We start from the raw sequence: 16,834 nt of genomic DNA, 5'->3' as shown, positions 1-16,834 counted from the left end.
GTCGGGGAGCGGTCGGCGATGCGGGTTGATGCCGAACGGGTGCAGCTTGCGCCAATGTTCTGGATCACGCTGGCGGCGGCTTTTCTGCTGACGGGACAAAACCTGTTGGACCCGATGATCCGCCATGATGACTATCCTGCCTTTTTCGGCGATGCGCCTGTGTTCTGGAACAAGACGCTGCACGAGGGGCGATGGCTGAATTATATCTGGCACCTGCGCGAGATCGTGACGCCCGCGTGGTTGAACTTTTCCCTGTATCAGAGCCTATGGGCGGGCTTCGTGGCAGCGCTTGCGGTGACCACACTAGGGCCGGACGCGTCGCGGTGGTTCACGGTCGTTCTGGCCCTGCTCGTGCTGGTTTGCCCGTCCGAGATGTTGATCTCGCTTTGGTTCAACACGCTGATACCAGGGCTGGCCGTTGTGACGCTGTTTGCGGTGTTGGCGTGCTATCTCTCTAGTACGCAGTTGCGCAGGTTGTTGCCGCTGTTCGTGATTGTCAGCTTTATGGCCTATACCACCTATCCGCTATTGCTGCTGGCGGTGTGTATTGCCCGCACGCGGGTCCGTTCAGTGCGCGATCTTGCGGGATTACTGGTGCTGTTCTGCGCCAGTTTTGTCGTGGCGGTCCTGACTGTTTATACGTTGAACTGGCAGGTGCATGGTGTGTTTGGCGTGCCCGTGGCTGATTGGCGTGAGCCGACGGCCGGGCACGGGCTTGGCGGGATGATCGCGAACCTTCCGAAACTGGGGGAGAGCCTGATGCTTTTCCTGAACCGCACAGGCATCGGGTATCCGCCGTTGATCGGCTTTATTCCCTTTCTGTATATTCTGGCGCTGAATGTGCTGCGCAAACGCGCGCCGCTTGAGGCGCTTTATCTCGGGGCTGGGTTGGCCATCGGGCTGGCGCTGGTGGTGGCTCAGGCGCTGAAGCTTGGTGTGATCGTACCGCCGCGGGCGTTCATCTTTTTCTGGGTGTTTTTTGCGCTGACCACCGTACGTGCCGTCCAGCTGCTGAGCGATGAGGAGGGTCTATCCGGTAGATTGGGGCGTAATGCGCTGCTGCTGATCATCGGTGTTTGGTTTATCCAGCTGTTTCTGGCCTATGGTCAGGCGAATGCCTGGCGCAGTGATACAAAGACCTGGGCGCAGGAGGTGCAGGCGACCGAAGGGCCGGTCTATATCTTTGGCGATCCATCGAAAATCGCCTCGGGGGTGAAGGCGGGTATACAGTCCTACAAAGCGCTGCCCTCGCGGTTGAAGCAGCTGACCGGCAAAACTGCTGTCGCCTGCGTCGAAGCGCCAAAAGACTGCCCTACACGGCCCGAGATCGTCGCAAGCGGGGCTGAAGTGCATTTGCTGCGCGAGGACGATGCATTGTTGATGGTCTTCACCCCGAAACCAGCCAAGGACGCTGAGGACTAATCACTAAAAATGCTGTCCATATGGTCAGCAAGATAGATGCGCAGCCAGGGAGTGAAGTGCTCTGGCGTTTCGCGGGTCTTGCGGGCCAGTTCGGTCAGATCGACCCAGGCGGTGTCCATCACTTCTGCGGGGTTGGGGGTAACATCGGTCAGCGCGACAGCTTCGGCGACATAGATTTCTACCAGTTCGTGTTCAGTCAGGCCATTGCCCACGTCAGCGCGGTATTCGACCTGATCGCGATGCTCTAGCCGAAGCCCTGTGATCCCTAGCTCTTCGTCCAGCCGCCGTTTAGCGCAGGTCAGGGCCGGTTCGTCCCAGAATGGGTGCGTGCAGCAGGCGTTCGCCCAAAGGCCGGGGGTGTGATATTTCCCAAGCGCCCGACGTTGGATCAGCGTTTCGTGCCCGCGCATCACAAATACCGAAATCGCCTTGTGGCGCAGGCCGCGCTCGTGGACCTCCAGCTTTTCGACGGGAGAGAGCCTTCCGTTGACCCAGGCGGGGATCATCGTGGTCATATGGCTGCCCTGTTCTGGTCGCGTCGTGGTGGTGTCATATCCGCTGTTCTGGTCCTTGTGGCCAGTTGGCCGATCCTTGCTAGCAAGTGTCTAGCGGGTCGCGCACGGAATGTCAGCCGCTGGATGCGTAATGGCGCTACGAGCTCCTAAGCGGCAGGGCCAGCGTCTTGGGGCGCGCCCACCACTGGTGCCGTGCGGTGGTGCAGGGGTGTGTTAACCGAAATGCCGCAGGGTGTCGGTCGATTGAATTCACCAAAACCGGAGCCGCCATATGACCGATACGTCCCCCGTCCTTGCCCTGCCGTATATCCAGCCGTCACAGGCCCAAAAGCATGTCACCCATAACGAGGCGTTGCGATTGCTGGATGCTGTGGTTCAACTGGCTGTGCAATCCTATACCCAGCAGGTGCCGCCTTCGACAGCATCGGAGGGGGACCGATTTCTTGTGGCGGCAGACGGTCAGGCAGACTGGGCCGGGCATGACCACGAGATAGCGGTTTTTGTAGATGGTGCTTGGCAGTTCATCGCAGCTTTGCCCGGTTGGGTGGCGCTTGTCAGTCCGAGCCAAGCACATGTTGTGTATGACGGGACGCGCTGGGCGGTGCCCAGTCTCAGCGATGTGCCGCAATTGGGCGTGGGCGCGACCCCCGATGGCTATAACCGGCTGGTTGTGGCGTCGGATGCGGTGCTTTTTAACCATGCCGGTGCCGGCCATCAGGTCAAGATAAACAAAGCGGCGGCGGGGGATACCGCCAGTCTGTTGTTCCAAACCGGATTCGGCGGGCGTGCGGAGTTGGGGACTGCGGGAAGCGATGATTTCACGTTCAAGGTGAGCGCGGACGGCAGCAGCTGGGCCGAAGCCTTGCGGATCGAAGCGGCGACGGGGCGGGTGACGGCCCCGGTTTCGGGTTGGCGCGAGATGCTGACCGGCCCGCGCACCTACTATGTCGATCCGCTGTTGGGAAGCGATACCCGCGACGGCCAGGCCGCTGGCCAGGGTGCCTTTGCGACGCTCGACCGTGCAGTGACGGAAGTAGCGCATGTCGACGGGAGCGGGCATCTGGTGACGGTGCAGCTTGCCGATGGTGTCTATGATCTGGGCGCTGTGCCGGTTGGGATCATGGCTCCGTTGGGGGGCGGCGGTATTGAGATTATTGGTAATGTCACCAACCCCAACGCTGTGACCGTGACCTCCTCGGGGGCTGCGATGGAGCTGGTCACGGGACGGCTGAAGCTGCGTGGGGTAAGGCTGGAGATGTCCGGCACCGAGCCGACACTCCGCGTCTTGTCCGGTGGCGTGCTAGAGGTGGATCAGGTCACCTTTGGTACTGCTGGCGGGCATATTGATCTCGTGGGCGGGCGGCTAGAAGGGGGCGGTTCTTACGCGATCGACGGCGGCGCGGCCTATCACTTGCGGCTGTCGCAGGGGGCAGTGCTTGGGGGCGGTGTTCAGGCTCTAACCTTATCCAATACGCCAAATTTCACCACTGCCTTTGCGATCTGCACGATGGCGGGACAGGCGGATTTTAGCGGGCATAGTTTCGCGGGGGCGGCCACGGGAAAGCGCTTTGATGTGGCGACCCAGGGCGTGATCCAGAGTGGCGGTATTGTGCTGCCTGGGGATACGGCGGGCAGCGTCCAAAGCGGCGGTATATATGTCTAAGCGCGTAAATCCCGAAAATTGTATGAAAGAACCATAATGCCGCCATAAATCATGAAGCCACCGTTAAGACCTTCAGCGCATCTTGGTCCCCGCAACACCAATGCGGGGACAAAACGATGGAGCTTGACCACTTAATCACGCTACCCAGCCGGGCGGATCTGGCGCTGACGGGGGTAACGGATATGGCTGTTGTACAGTCCTCTGGCGGGTCGGTTTTATACACGACCTCGCGTTTTGGGGGCGGTGATTTACTGGCCTATCGTATAGATGACGCAGGGGGGCTACGGTTTCTGGACAGTCGCCCCATTGGGGGGGGGACGCAGGCTGGTGTCACCAGCAAGATTGAAGTTGTTGAAGGGGCATTGCTGCTAACAGGTGCGGAAAATGCCGCGCTCACCCGGGTAAGCTTGACCAATGATGGTCGATTTGGAGAGGCGTCCGCCGTGACCGGGGGGGACATGCCAGCGCAACTGCTTGGGACCGAAATGCTGGACGCCAACGGCCAAAGCTATTTGTACGGTCTGGTGCGCGGGGCCGATAGCATCGGAGCATGGCGGTTGAACGATGACGGAACCCTTTCGCGGATTTCAAGCGAAAGCGGTACCGGATCAGAGGCAGGTCTCACCGGATTGAGCGTCGGATATGCGAGCGGGACACCCTATCTTCTGGCGGCGTCGGCCCAAGATAACGCATTGGTTTCGTACGAAATTGACCAAAACGGTGTCCCCCAAGAGGTTTCCCGCATCGCGGCGGAGCAGGGCGTGGGGATCGGTGTGCCGATAGCGACCACATTTGTCGAAGCCGGGGGGCAGGGATTTGCAGTATTGGCCGCCGCGGGGAGCTCATCTCTTAGCGTCGCTAAGCTCGCGCCGGATGGTACGTTAACCTTAACCGATCATGTGCTCGATACACGGGCGACGCGTTTTGACGGTGTACATGTGATTGAAACCGTGGCGCACAACGGCCGCGCGTACCTCGCGGCTGCGGGTGGGGACGATGGCGTCTCGGTGTTCGAGCTGTTGGACGACGGACGGTTGCTGCATCTTGTTTCGATTGAAGACACGGAGGACAGCACCCTCGATGCTGTTTCAGCCATTAACTTTTCACTCATGGGTGATGTGCTGCACCTTGCCGTAGCGTCAGGGGCAGAAGCGGGACTAAGCGTTTTCACGGTCGATATCTCTACCCGTGTCGACGCAGTAATAGGGACCGGGCAAGGGGATACGATTAGTGGGGGTTCGGGGGATGATCTGTTGTCCGGCGGGGCGGGAGGGGACCAAATATCGGGGCGTGAGGGCGACGATATTTTGCGTGACGGTGGGGGCGCAGACGCGCTGGCTGGCGGTGCTGGTCGTGATCGGTTTGTTCTGTCCTCAGATGGTACCATAGATACAATTGTTGATTTTGATATTAAGCAGGACAGCATCGATCTTTCCGGATGGCCGTTTCTGCGGCATGCTTCGCAGCTGTCGGTTGTCTCTACTAGTGACGGTGCCGTTCTGTCCTTCGGTGACGAACAATTGGTGATTAAAACGTCGAACGGTCAATCCCTTAGCATCAGCGACATCCAATCCCTAGATGTGGTCGGGCAGTCGCGTTTCATGCCCAATTGGATCCTGCCAGAAGAGCCTGACACGTCAACCGCACCAGCCGCGCCAATCCCGTTGGTGCTGGTCGGGACGCCCCAGTCAGATACTCTGGTGGGGGAGGGTGCAAACGATCATATCAGCGGGCGCGGGTCGGAGGACCGTTTGAGCGGGGGGGGCGGCAACGACACACTCTTGGGCGAAGGCGGTGCCGACATGATCTATGGCAACGCCGGCAGCGACCTGATCGACGGGGGCGCCGATGCGGATCAGATCTGGGGGGGCATCGGGTGGGATACCATCCGAGGTGGCGATGGCAATGACACGCTGACCGGGGGGGATGGATATGATGCGCTAGGTGGTGGCGACGGGAACGACACGTTAATAGGAAACAACGGTGCAGATAAAATCTATGGCGATAGCGGCGACGACCATTTGATCGGTGGCTTGAACGCGGACAGCCTGTGGGGCGGGGCGGGCAAGGACCGACTAGAGGGGAGCGCGGGCGCGGATCACCTGTTTGGCGGTGGTGGGAATGACCAGATATTTGGAAATGCGGGCGCTGATGTGCTGCAAGGCGGCAGCGGGAATGACCGTTTGGCCGGTGGGATCAATAACGATACAGTTAACGGAGGGTCAGGAAACGACACGCTGTCGGGCGACAATGGGTCAGATCTGGTCATAGGGGGCGATGGCGATGATCTGCTGAAGGGAAACGCCGGTCGTGATACGCTTGATGGAGGCGCGGGCGACGATATTCTGTCGGGCGGGATTGGCGCGGACTCATTTATTTACGGGTCGGGCCAAGATACAATTTTGAGCTTCCAGCCCGGAATTGACACACTCGCATTGGACTCCACTTTGTGGGGGGGAGGCAGTGTTACCCTGACACTGCTGCAATCGTATGCTCGCCAAAGTGATGGCGGGGATATCGCGTTGGATTTCGGTAGTGGGAGGACGCTTGACCTAATGGGTGTGGCTGACCTTTCCGACTTAAAAGGGGATTTCGAATCCTTTTAGCGGACCACCGCATGCGGTCCTCTAGCGTTCTAAGATGTCACGGTGATAGCGTCTGAGAAGCAATAGCCCGAATATACCGAAAAATGCTGATATGGCATAAACGTATGATACGGAGACAAAAGGTGCGTCATAGTTGGGGTAGAATCCGGCCCTCACGCGCCCCACAATATGAACAAGAGGATTATACCATAGCCACCCGCGATAGGGTTCGGGCACCGTGCTATACACGAAAATGACGCCAGAAAGCAGCAAAAGCGGTCGCGTGAAGATTGCGTAAATGCGCTGCCAAATCTGGAACATAGACATCATGAAGCAGTTGAATGTGCCAAGGCCAAACGACAATGCGGCGATCAACCCCAACCCGGACGCAATTTGTGAAAAGTTGAGTGCTGCCCGTGTGTCGAAGCACAATATAACACCAGCTAAAGTGATAAATGCCACAAGAAACTGTGTTAAAAAATTCAGAATAAACCTACCCAATAGAGCATCTATGAAGGTCACTCTGGGGTAAGCGAGTAGCTGCTTCGAATAATTAATGGCCTGCGCAACCTTATTGCTGAGATCAACAAACATTAAGAAAGGCAACAACCCGGTCGCGTAGAAAAGTGGAAAATTTACGCCGATTGGAGGTGTCCGGAAACCGATTGAAAAAATGACAGTTAGAAGTGCAATTCCCAGAACCGGTTCGGCCAAGGCCCAAAGGTAGCCCCCCGGGGATCTGCCGTAGCTTGTTCCGATCTCACGCAAAATGAGCGCAGAAATTATGCGGGGCGTTGCGAAAAGCATCGTTCGTTTATGACGCAAGTTTAACTTCACTAACCCATGCCCTGAGGCGAAAAGTTAATGTGCCATCTGGCTGGGGTTGCTGACTTAAAACGGTCCAGGATAAATGCATACTGCGCAAAGAAGGCATGGCGAAATTGTTCTTTCAATACCTCGGGCAGCATAGCGTGACGCCCGGTGTTGCTGCGAAGGCCAGCTTTAGGTGTCAGTGGCGCTATTTCCAGAAAGGTACAGATATCTCGCATGGTGCGGACATGAAAAAGATCTTCGTAAAAGGCATATTTGATCCGGTCACGAGGTATAGCTGCCTCAAGTTCTAACATTGTGCGACGATAATTTGCCCGCTCTAGGTTGGCCAATCTATTGCTATCGATCAGATGTTGGGCTCGTACCTCACACGCATGTTGGAAATCACTGAACTGGGAACGGTCTGAACTGACTGCCATCCTGATCTGTGACCACATACGGTCGATCGGATCTCGCATGATAAAGATAAAAGATGCCTGCCCGAGCTTGCCCATCTCAGCAAACTCTTTAGCATCAAGAATTGCATAGGCGGGGGTAATATCGCAGATTACTCGTTGTCCGGTGAACCCTTGTAAAAGGTAGGTCAGATATGCCTCATGATCCCCCTCATCATCGGTGTATATGGACAAAAGATCCGTCAATTCCGTCAGAATTTGAAGCCGTCTTCTGTTTATTTTGCCGTGCTCCGAAATCAGTTCCTTCGCCAAAGTCTTGACTGCGTTAATGCGAAGCCTGAAGACCTGTTCAGCTTTACCAGAGATTACATCGAAATAGTGCAGTTCCTTGTTGCGTGAAAAGTGTATTTCGTTGCTGGTTCGCAGCGTCTCATACAGCCATGTCGTCCCAGCCTTTTGCGCGCCGATGCAATACGCCAACTTTGTGGTTTCGGGCAGGAAGGGTGGGGCCATATGCTACGCCTTGGGATCAAGTCATCACTTGGCTGTACTGTATTTATAATGTGCTATCGCATCGTTAACGTCATCAAAGTATGTCAGCTTGCCCCCCTCGATGACAGCACCTGCAGTGCATAGTTCGCGCAGCATCCCATTGGCATGGCTAACAAAAACGGCCCCTGCTGTGGAAAGCCGGTCCATGAAAATCTGCTGGCTTTTTTGCTTGAAACGGGCATCACCGACTGCAGTAATCTCATCAATAAGATATGTGTCAAATTTGAGCCCCATGGACACACCAAAAGCTAGACGCGATTTCATGCCTGCGGAGTAGGTGCGAAAAGGCAGATGGAAATGAATATCAAGGTCTGCAAAATCTGCGACATAGTCGATCAATGCTGATGTGTCTGCACCATAGATCCTAGCTACAAACCGCGTGTTTTGTGCCCCCGTCATGTCGGGATGGAACGATCCAGCAAAGCCAACGGGGAATGAAGTCCGTCCTTTGGTGATCACGTGTCCGGACGTTGGATCGGCAGAGCCTGCGATAAGTTTGAGGAGCGTTGATTTCCCCGCTCCATTTCGGCCCAGCAATCCCACCGATATTCCACTCGGGAAGACGGCGTTCATACCGCATGCAACCGTTTTCCGACGACCACGGATCTTATAAATTTTTGTTAAATCTCGAAGGATGATCATTGGCGAGGCTATCGCCGATCGCGTAGCGAGTACACAATCATCATTACTATTGTCCATAGCGTGAAACTAGTGATAAATGTCATTCCGAGTAGGAACGGGCGGTTTGGAAGCGCTGCTGTTTCTGATAGCGTTGGCGGAATGTGTGCCGCTAAATATTTCGACTTTCTGCGCGCCTCAGCAACTGCAGCGTCATAGGAAGCTCGCGCCGCTAGGTAGGCCTGTTCAGAGAACTCTAAATCTACCTTTAAGCTCTCAAACTGCCCGAATAGTTTGGCAAATCCGGCGGGGCGTTGAGCACTTTGTCCATAGTTCAGTTTTTCTCGCTCTTGAGAGATGCGGTCTGCGATAACCTGGCGCCTTCGCTCTGCATGTCTGACGCGGGGATCCGTATTGTTAGTAGTCTGATTAAGCATATCTAAACTAATCAGGGTCTCTGTCATTTTCGCTTCTAGGGATGATAGAAGCCCCGTTTGGATTTGAAGAGGCGAATCCGGGCTAACAATTTGATTATTAATTCTAAAATCTGAAAGAGCGCGCCGGGTGAGCTTAAGCCGCTGTGCTGCTAGGCGCAAACTTTCTTCCGCGTGTTTGGTCGAGTCTTCACGTGCAATAGCCGACAGCTTATGAATTAGATTGGAGCTTTCCTGAAATATTTCAGTTGCGATGGCCTGCGCATCTTCTGGAGTGAAGGCCTGAACCTTGAGGCTGATCAGTCCACTGCTGCTATCGCTATAAACGCTGACCATTCGTCCCCAGTATTTGGTCAGATCTTCAATGGTGCCAGGGGAATGGTATCCGAAAATCGGGTCCATTTCCGTGGAATAAGTGGACCATAAGTGGCGTAAATTTAGGGTCTTATCTATTCGCGAGACGAGCTCTTGGCTTTTGATGAACTGATAGAGCATCTCCTCGTACTCAGCGCCACTGCCTGATAGGTTCGCCACACCACCCAGAAGTTCAATAGCCGAGCTCATATCTTCGGTATGAACCGAAAACCCCGACACCGAGGTGTAGCGGTCCGCGGCGCGTTCCCAAAGATACCATGAAGCCAAAAGGCTAGACCCTAAAACCGAGAGCACGAAACTTACAAAAGCAAGGCGATGCCGTAGTTGAAGACGCGCATTCGGCACAGGCGCAGCAATGGGGGGGGGCGGTAGAGGCAACACGTTCGGCTGGGCCGCCGCATCTGCGCTGTTTTCCTGAGCCCTGATTGCGCGCACTTTTCTGCGGCGCTGCTTCTCTATACGCGCGAGCGCCTCTTCACGCTCCTGACGCTTTCGTTCCTTGCGGCCCGCGTGGGACCGTAAATTTGCCGCTGCCTGGGCGATTGATTGGTTCATAACCAGGGGAGTAACTGAATAATCCTCATGATTTATTAATCGCTGCAAGATAGTCCAAAGAAAGAAAGTAGAACTTTACAGGAATATGGAATGAACCAACCGCATGTTCATATTTTAATGGGGACAAAAAACGCGGGTGCGTTCCTTTCGGATCAACTAGCATCAATTCGCCGGCAAAATCATCGCGATTGGAGCCTTTGGATTAGCGATGACAGTTCGATCGATAGCACGTGGGAGGGGTTATTAGATTTTCGATCCAATACGCCTGAATATGACATTCGCCTACTCAAGGGGCCGAATGTCGGAGTGGCTGCGAACTATTTTTATCTATTGGCGCAAAGAGAGCTAGCAGGACAATGGGTCGCATTTTGCGATCAAGATGATGTCTGGCTGCCGCATAAAATTTCGCGTGGAGTGAAGCTTCTTAAAGATCGTGAGAACTCCCATGTCTATAGCAGTAGAAGTTTTTACGTTGACGCTAAATTATCAGGTATTGGAGTGTCTCCTGAGCCTATGCGACCCTGTCTCTTCGGAAATTCAATTGTTCAAAATTGTCTCAGGGGAAATACGATTATTTGCCCCCCCGGCGTAACGGATTACCTTCGCAGTATTTTGTATACCACGGCGAATGCTGAAATTCCCTTTCACGATTGGTGGATGTATCAAGCACTCACGGGAGCGGGATTTAGCGTCATCCACGATAGGAAGCCCAGCATATTATATCGACAACATAATGCAAACGTGATGGGTGCACCGGTCAGCCATCTGAAGCATCGGTTGGTTCACATTGCGAAGGGTGAATTTGCGAATTGGGTCGATTCCAACGCGTCGGCTATGCTTCGTTTGAGCTCGGTTCTAGATGCACCGGCTCGAGGGAAGTTGCTTAGATTTTTGGATTGGAGGATGACATGTAACACTAGGCGGCGCCCAACCCTGAATTCAATGGGGATCTACAGACAAACCTATGTTGGTGATATTGCCTTGAACCTGTTCGCACGCTGTGGATGGCTGTAAGAAATTTTAGATCAATAATCGTTCATCGCCCAGCCGTTTTACAAAGGCGACGTCGGTATTGGCAAAGGCTTCTAATCGCGTCTGTGTTGTTTCATCGTTAGTTAGCGCCATGAGATCCTGCCACCTGGTCCTTCGAATGGCTTTGGGGCCAGCGTTGACACGCGTGTCCTGAATGAAAACTTTATGCCCTGTTAACGTATAAATATCTTCCTCCAAGTAATTAAGATTGCTTAGCTGGTAGATGCGGGTCAGCGTTCGAGCTCTGTTGATTGCGCGCTCAATAAGCGCATCTTTGGAAATACCGGCAGTTTGGATTGCGCCGCGGACTCTGCCGGTTGCCATATAACGACAGTAAAAATTATCGTAGTGATCCTTGATAAAATTCTGCCAAGCAACGTCCCCTCCAAAAAAGTAATCGTCGAGCGTCCAATTTTTGACGCGGCGCAATCCGGTATGCTCGGGCGATGAAAGCATGCTCTCTGAAGCATGGTGTGCTTTTTCGCGGAGATAGAAGTAAAACGATGCTATTCTTTCATACGGTTCGCGCAAAATGGTGAAAGAAAAGACATTCTCTCCAAGCTGAGTGGGATAGTGCCAATCTAGATGCCCGGAATAGAGGTCAAATCCAACGGGAAACTGTTGATTTTGACCGGCTTGATTGTGCACCCGAATAGGAGACGTTCTGAGTTTTCCATAAATTCTGGATAGCTCGGCGTGCACTGATTGTCCGGCAGTTTTAGGGATATGTAAAAATACAATCTTTTTCATAGAGCGCTACCTGTCCGTAAGTCCACTATTTCTGGAGTGCATGGTTTTACTTGGCGCAACATGCTGTGTATCCCTTTGCTAAATTCGAGCACGTTCGACGGATCGAGATGATCGATCTGCCAGGGCGCGAATTGCCACCAGCGGCATCTCAGTAAGACACTGATAAGGCTTGGCGGAAGGCGCATACGTCTTATAGTGGCCGGATTCCCTGCGACGACGGTATAGGGGGCGACATCGCGTGTTACGACCGATTGGGCCCCTACTATCGCCCCGTCGCCAACAGTCACCCCGGCGGCGATATACGCCCCGTGCCCAATCCAGACGTCATTTCCGATCGTAGTTACTTTTACTCTGGTTGGAGGCCTGGTGTGTGATAGCCGAGAGCTGTGATATTGCTCTGCGGCTTCGAACCCGTCATCTAGGTCGAATATTCTATTTCCAAGATATAAGGCGGGACTCGTCGAGACCCAATTCATAGGATGGTTTTGGCGCCCGATTTGTACGTTTTCTCCCATGGAGCAATAGCGACCTATCCGGCCGGCGAAGCAGTATCCCGAAACCTGATAAGAGAACGCGCCCATTTCGAGAGAATGTTCATACTGCGTCCACTTTAAACTTGTCGGGATCTCCAATACGGTGTGTTGGGGTAGCTTTATCGTAGGTGCGCCACGGCTAAGCACCTCAATACCACGTTTACGGAATGAAGAGAGGGAAACGCTGACTTGTGTCATGAGGCCAGCGCCCACCTTTTGACGATATGAGTTTCAATATGAGATAGTAGGGTTTTAGCTAAATCATTTTCGGTAAAATAAGGGACGGCATAGCCATTTTCCGCCTTGGCAACGGCCTCGCCTTGAGCCCCGATAGCGAAGGCGTGGGTGTTCAGACCAGTCGCCAACGCTTCATGCGTGGTGAATGAAAAGGTTTCTGGCCACACCGAGGGAACCAACCAATCTGTTAGATCATATTGACCCGCAATTTTCCCCAGATCTGAAACACTGTAGCTTCCGTGAATCCGAGCGGAGGGCGGGAGAGGTATGGCTGGATCGAAATTGCCAACGATTACAAGGCCAATCCCAAGCTTCTCAATTGAGGTTGCTGATCGACTTATAATCATTGCGCCTTTTTGCACCCCGATATCACCTAAGACACCAATGACACGGCGTATCTGACCTTCAGGGCGCTTGATCAGCGGAACCGGCTGTAGCATTTTATGCGGTTTGACCTTTATCTTCGACCTATGCTCAGGATATGCTTTGCAAACGATATCTCTGCTGTTGTTCGAAAACACCGATATTTCATCAGATGTCTCTAAAAGTCGCGCCCATTCGTTCTGCCATTGCTCGATGCTAACATGCACACCATCCGAAACTATTGCGTTTTCATCGACCTTCGGCAGGCCAATATATATGCCATTTTCATTAGTAAGTGTGTAAGCCGGAGAAATTGGAAAATAGTCGTGAAAAAGAAATTCTAGTTTATACTTTCCATTTTGACTTAAATGTAAAATGGATCTCGGAACGCCGAGCGGATCGCGTGCCCCCACAGCGCAAGAGTAAACGAGCTTTCGCTGCTTTAAAGGCCGAAGAAGCTCAACAATATAGTCGAGATTGTTCGTGCCGCTAGAGATGATACCATCCCGACAGTGTAGTTCGATCTGCCATTTCATCTTTCCGCCCATTCTGATGACAATAGCAGCGCGATCTAAAGCGTGATGTTTGGATTTTATTCGATGCTGGAGGTATGCTTCGGCACCGCCGCCCATACTGTGCGCGAAGTAAATTGACACCGGATAGGTATTTTGAGCCGCTATCCAGGCCAGCGCCAATGCGATGCGTGGCGAAACGAGCGGATCCGATTTGATAAAGTTTTGGACGTCGGTGTCGTAAAGAGGATAGCGCTTGGATATAAGCGCGTTGTTTTTTAAAATTTGGCGCAATTTTTCTGCCGAGCCAAAGCTCTGCCCCCCACGATGCTCTACGAATAGGTTAATTGCGCAGTAATGCAGTCCGCCTGCCGCTCGTACCTTCTGACACCAATCAACCTCTTCGCCGTACCCTTTGCCAAAAGAGGTATCTAGTTGAGGCACCTTTTTTAGGTATTTAGGGTTTATCGCCATACAGTACCCCACTCCTGTCGGTGCGGCTGTGGTATAGGCTTCAGGATTAAGTCTTGCCGCTGTCGCATCAATAATGTCACCTTGTCCAAAGCCAAGATTCTGAGGCGCACAGATCAACGGAGCCGAAAATATTTCGGCATCATTCGACATGGGCGTCGCGGTGGCAGCTCGGGGGTAATGGTATAGGGGCTGAATAAGTCGGCTAGCCCATTTCGGGGGCACCAAAGCGTCCGAGTTTAGCAATACTACGGTATCCGGCCAGCGTCGTGCGCAATTAAGACCTTTGTTCACGCTCTTTATAAAGCCAAGATTTTCTGGGTTTTGAATAAAAGTCGTTCGATCTTTGTGAGTTGCTGACCAATCGCGAAGCAGAGGCAGTACGCGTTTGTCGGTCGAGCAATCTTCGATAAGGATGATGCGCCACTGCAGGTCGGTATTCGTCACGATGCGTTGAAGCGCCTCTTTCAGTACATCATAGGCATTAAATACCGGCAAAATTATTGTTATCGCGGTATTTGTTGTTGGAACGGCCTTGGGACGGAATAGGTCCGGATCAAGCTCGCGCATTCGAGGAATAGGGCAGAGTCCCAAGCCCCTCTTGATCTGAGATCGAAGTGAGGGATCGCGCGAGATGCGCCATTTTAAAAAAGCGGGGAGCTGCAGGATCAATGACACAAAAAATGAGAACAACAGACGTGACTCTGCCCACCAAAGTCGCACAAAGATAAGGTTTTTGGCAATTGGAGCTTCTGCTCCGCGGCAATGGTGAAACTCCGCTCCGAAGCGGTTTATCTCGTGTAAATGCGTGGGGCCGAGCGGACTCGTGAAATCAAATCCGACATGTTTTCCAGCGCCATGGGCGCGCGCAACATCTTCGCGCGGCAAGTCCGCTTTTGTGCTCACTTTGATGCCGTTCATGTGCAGAACAATGTCGTCTGCAAAGGCCCAGCCTGCCAGTCTGATGCTGCCCGAGCTGACATGCAGAACGTCAATGGCACCGACGACCTTTCCCGTTGGGCCAAGGATAGACACTGGCCGTCCCTCAGCCTGCAAATGGGCGGCGATGTATCGGGCAAAAAGGGCTTTGAGCTGTTTATACAAAATCAATCTTTTCGATTCTATGTTGTAGATATCGAGGGCTAATTCAGCATGCCCGCCCTTAAGGAGAGGTTAATTTTATTCTGGTTTTTGAGGTAAATGTTAGGCGCATCGGATGGAGGTAGCCTGGGTGGGCGGATCGCAGGGCGGCATATCCGTGATGGATAACGGCCATAATAATCAGGTAGATATTGCCCCAAATTTTGCGTGTTCTGGTGGGGCGCGCATCGTTTTCCATGGGAACAATAATCACGTGATTATCGGCGAAGAGACTGTCATTTCTGCCGGCCTAGTCGAGATGCGAAACCACGATAGCGTGATACGTATCGGCGCGAATTGCCGTCTCGCGGGATCATTTCGATGCCGCGCGCGGAACACATCTATTTTAATCGGTGACTGTACCACCACGATGATGGCGCATCTCAGTCTGCATGAAGCGGGGACCATCACGATCGGCGAGGACTGCATGTTTTCAGGGGACATCATGATGGATGTTAGCGACATGCACTCTATTCTTGATGCTGAGACAGGTGCGCGGCTGAACCCAGCGCAGGATATTGAGATCGGCGATCATGTTTGGCTGGCCCAAGGGGTACGGATCATGAAGGGAGCGCTCATTGGGCAGCATTCCGTTATCGGCAGCCGGTCGATGGTGATGGGGGCGATCCCTTCGCATTCTCTTGCGGTTGGGGTGCCTGCGCGCGTTGTACGATCTGGGATAACCTGGGATCGTCGACGGTTGGGCGCCAAGAAAATGCTTGGCACTCAGGTCACTGAGGGGATGCTTGAACCGCTAGACGGCATATCGGCAGGTGAATAATTCTGGGGGCGCATGACAACAGCGCACTAGCAGATTTCATCTTTGGTGTCGGTCGTGCGCTATCTCCTGAGGGAGAGGCGCGGTTCAATGGGTGCATCGTTTGTCGGTCAACGCCTTACATACCTCGGACAAGCCCTTAACTTACGCGCTGTTGAAACGACATTAGCTGTGCCATGTGCCATTTGTCATTTAGCGCATCAATAGGAGGCATCGAAAATCGCCTGATGCCGGAGGCTTAGCGGCATTAAGGTAGAAGTAGCCCCCTGAAGGGCACGCGCTTAGACCATGTGATACCAAGGCGGTAGGCGGCACAAGTAGCCACCGCGTATTGACACGCGTTAGCATCAAGCGGATAAGCTCCCCAAATGCGTCCGCGTTTTCCAATTGGATTGAAGCAAGATGGTGCATCGAGCACTTTCATGTTTCTATGCTGTTGAAACGGAACGAATTTTTTTTGATGGTAGGCATGTCGCAAGCCTGCCAACATTGACAATGTTGAGGGCCTCGACAGAAACCCTCAACACAAAGTGCGGGCCGTTAGCTCAGCTGGATTAGAGCAGGGAACTTCTAATTCTCAGGTCGGGGGTTCGAGTCCTCCACGGCTCGCCAATTCCCCAAAGTTGTCAAAGGGGCATAAGTATGCGCAAAACGATGATTTTTCGTGCGCACCCCTGTCAAGGAAAATTTGTGAGATTTTGGCGTATTATGTTAAGTGACTGTATTGAAATAACTTTATGATATTTCGTGAAGTCCGCAATATTTACTCAGTAAAACACAGACCATCACGCACTATCGGACCAGTCGACGATAATCCCGCTACTTGAGCGCTTTGACGGTCTCAGACCTCAAATAGACGGGACCAAAATCCTGACCATTTGGCGCAAAGCGTTTAACATGGGACGCTGCGAGAAGGCTTTTCAGCGTGTTGCGGTGGAGCCCTGTTTCCTCGATCAGCGTGGTCAGCGTCACGAAACGCCGGCGGAACGATGCAATATCTTCTGCGCGGAGCCGATATTGAATGCGTTGCGTGCGGGGGTGCGTGCATTGCAATGAACCGCCCCGGGTTTACC

The 16,834-nt window shown here is 53.4% G+C and carries 14 protein-coding genes and 1 tRNA gene; 6 read left to right on the top strand and 9 right to left on the bottom strand.

Annotation, left to right across the window (positions count from 1 at the left end; all coding sequences use genetic code 11):
* Positions 1-18: 18 nt before the first annotated feature.
* A complete protein-coding gene (locus GLP52_RS11875; protein WP_237272497.1) occupies positions 19-1,422 on the top strand; it encodes a hypothetical protein in 1,404 nt (467 codons plus the stop codon).
* Here the strand turns inward: GLP52_RS11875 and idi are convergent.
* Complete coding sequence (idi, locus tag GLP52_RS11870) at positions 1,419-1,937, bottom strand: isopentenyl-diphosphate Delta-isomerase (RefSeq protein ID WP_237272496.1); 519 nt, start codon at positions 1,935-1,937, stop codon at positions 1,419-1,421. The genes GLP52_RS11875 and idi overlap by 4 nt on opposite strands.
* Positions 1,938-2,208: 271 nt before the next feature.
* Between idi and GLP52_RS11865 the strand changes: the two genes are divergently transcribed.
* Both GLP52_RS11865 and GLP52_RS11860 read left to right on the top strand, forming a co-directional pair.
* Positions 2,209-3,600, top strand: coding sequence for a DUF2793 domain-containing protein (locus GLP52_RS11865; protein ID WP_237272495.1), 1,392 nt, complete (start codon positions 2,209-2,211; stop codon positions 3,598-3,600).
* A gap of 116 nt (positions 3,601-3,716) precedes the next feature.
* Entirely contained in the window at positions 3,717-6,206 is a 2,490-nt protein-coding gene (locus GLP52_RS11860) for a calcium-binding protein (protein WP_093732726.1), read from the top strand.
* Positions 6,207-6,227: 21 nt separating this feature from the next.
* On the opposite strand, the gene GLP52_RS11855 is transcribed toward GLP52_RS11860, so the two are convergent.
* Genes GLP52_RS11855 through GLP52_RS11840 form a run of 4 tightly spaced genes read right to left on the bottom strand, consistent with a single transcriptional unit; the run spans position 6,228 to position 9,945 of the window.
* Positions 6,228-6,992, bottom strand: a complete 765-nt coding sequence (locus tag GLP52_RS11855; RefSeq protein ID WP_093732725.1) for an ABC transporter permease — start codon at positions 6,990-6,992, stop codon at positions 6,228-6,230.
* A 29-nt stretch (positions 6,993-7,021) separates the two neighbouring features.
* Complete coding sequence (locus GLP52_RS11850; protein WP_237272492.1) at positions 7,022-7,924, bottom strand: sulfotransferase; 903 nt, start codon at positions 7,922-7,924, stop codon at positions 7,022-7,024.
* Positions 7,925-7,948: 24 nt separating this feature from the next.
* Positions 7,949-8,605, bottom strand: a complete 657-nt coding sequence (locus tag GLP52_RS11845; protein WP_237272491.1) for an ABC transporter ATP-binding protein — start codon at positions 8,603-8,605, stop codon at positions 7,949-7,951.
* A gap of 8 nt (positions 8,606-8,613) precedes the next feature.
* On the bottom strand, positions 8,614-9,945 hold the full coding sequence (locus GLP52_RS11840; RefSeq protein WP_237272490.1) for a capsule biosynthesis protein: 1,332 nt from the start codon (positions 9,943-9,945) through the stop codon (positions 8,614-8,616).
* Between the two features lie 90 nt (positions 9,946-10,035).
* Here GLP52_RS11840 and GLP52_RS11835 point away from each other — a divergent pair, with 90 nt between their 5' ends.
* Positions 10,036-10,959, top strand: coding sequence for a glycosyltransferase (locus tag GLP52_RS11835; RefSeq protein WP_237273550.1), 924 nt, complete (start codon positions 10,036-10,038; stop codon positions 10,957-10,959).
* 6 nt (positions 10,960-10,965) lie between these two features.
* Here GLP52_RS11835 and GLP52_RS11830 read toward each other — a convergent pair whose 3' ends face one another.
* From GLP52_RS11830 to GLP52_RS11820, 3 genes are all read right to left on the bottom strand, one after another.
* Positions 10,966-11,727, bottom strand: coding sequence for a sulfotransferase family 2 domain-containing protein (locus GLP52_RS11830; protein ID WP_237272489.1), 762 nt, complete (start codon positions 11,725-11,727; stop codon positions 10,966-10,968).
* Entirely contained in the window at positions 11,724-12,203 is a 480-nt protein-coding gene (locus GLP52_RS11825; protein ID WP_272903457.1) for a CatB-related O-acetyltransferase, read from the bottom strand. The genes GLP52_RS11830 and GLP52_RS11825 overlap by 4 nt, the downstream gene beginning before the upstream one ends.
* Positions 12,204-12,454: 251 nt before the next feature.
* A complete protein-coding gene (locus GLP52_RS11820; RefSeq protein WP_237273549.1) occupies positions 12,455-14,953 on the bottom strand; it encodes a glycosyltransferase in 2,499 nt (832 codons plus the stop codon).
* Positions 14,954-15,104: 151 nt separating this feature from the next.
* On the opposite strand from GLP52_RS11820, the gene GLP52_RS11815 reads away from it, so the two are divergent.
* On the top strand, positions 15,105-15,764 hold the full coding sequence (locus GLP52_RS11815; protein WP_237272689.1) for an acyltransferase: 660 nt from the start codon (positions 15,105-15,107) through the stop codon (positions 15,762-15,764).
* A gap of 531 nt (positions 15,765-16,295) precedes the next feature.
* Positions 16,296-16,373 (top strand) — tRNA-Arg (locus GLP52_RS11810).
* A gap of 207 nt (positions 16,374-16,580) precedes the next feature.
* On the opposite strand, the gene GLP52_RS11805 is transcribed toward GLP52_RS11810, so the two are convergent.
* Positions 16,581-16,733, bottom strand: a complete 153-nt coding sequence (locus GLP52_RS11805; protein ID WP_237273548.1) for a hypothetical protein — start codon at positions 16,731-16,733, stop codon at positions 16,581-16,583.
* Between the last annotated feature and the right edge of the window lie 101 nt (positions 16,734-16,834).

Source organism: Sulfitobacter sp. M22 (assembly GCF_021736025.1).
GTDB classification, from domain to species: domain Bacteria; phylum Pseudomonadota; class Alphaproteobacteria; order Rhodobacterales; family Rhodobacteraceae; genus Sulfitobacter; species Sulfitobacter litoralis.
This window is presented reverse-complemented; position numbering and strand designations above follow the sequence as displayed.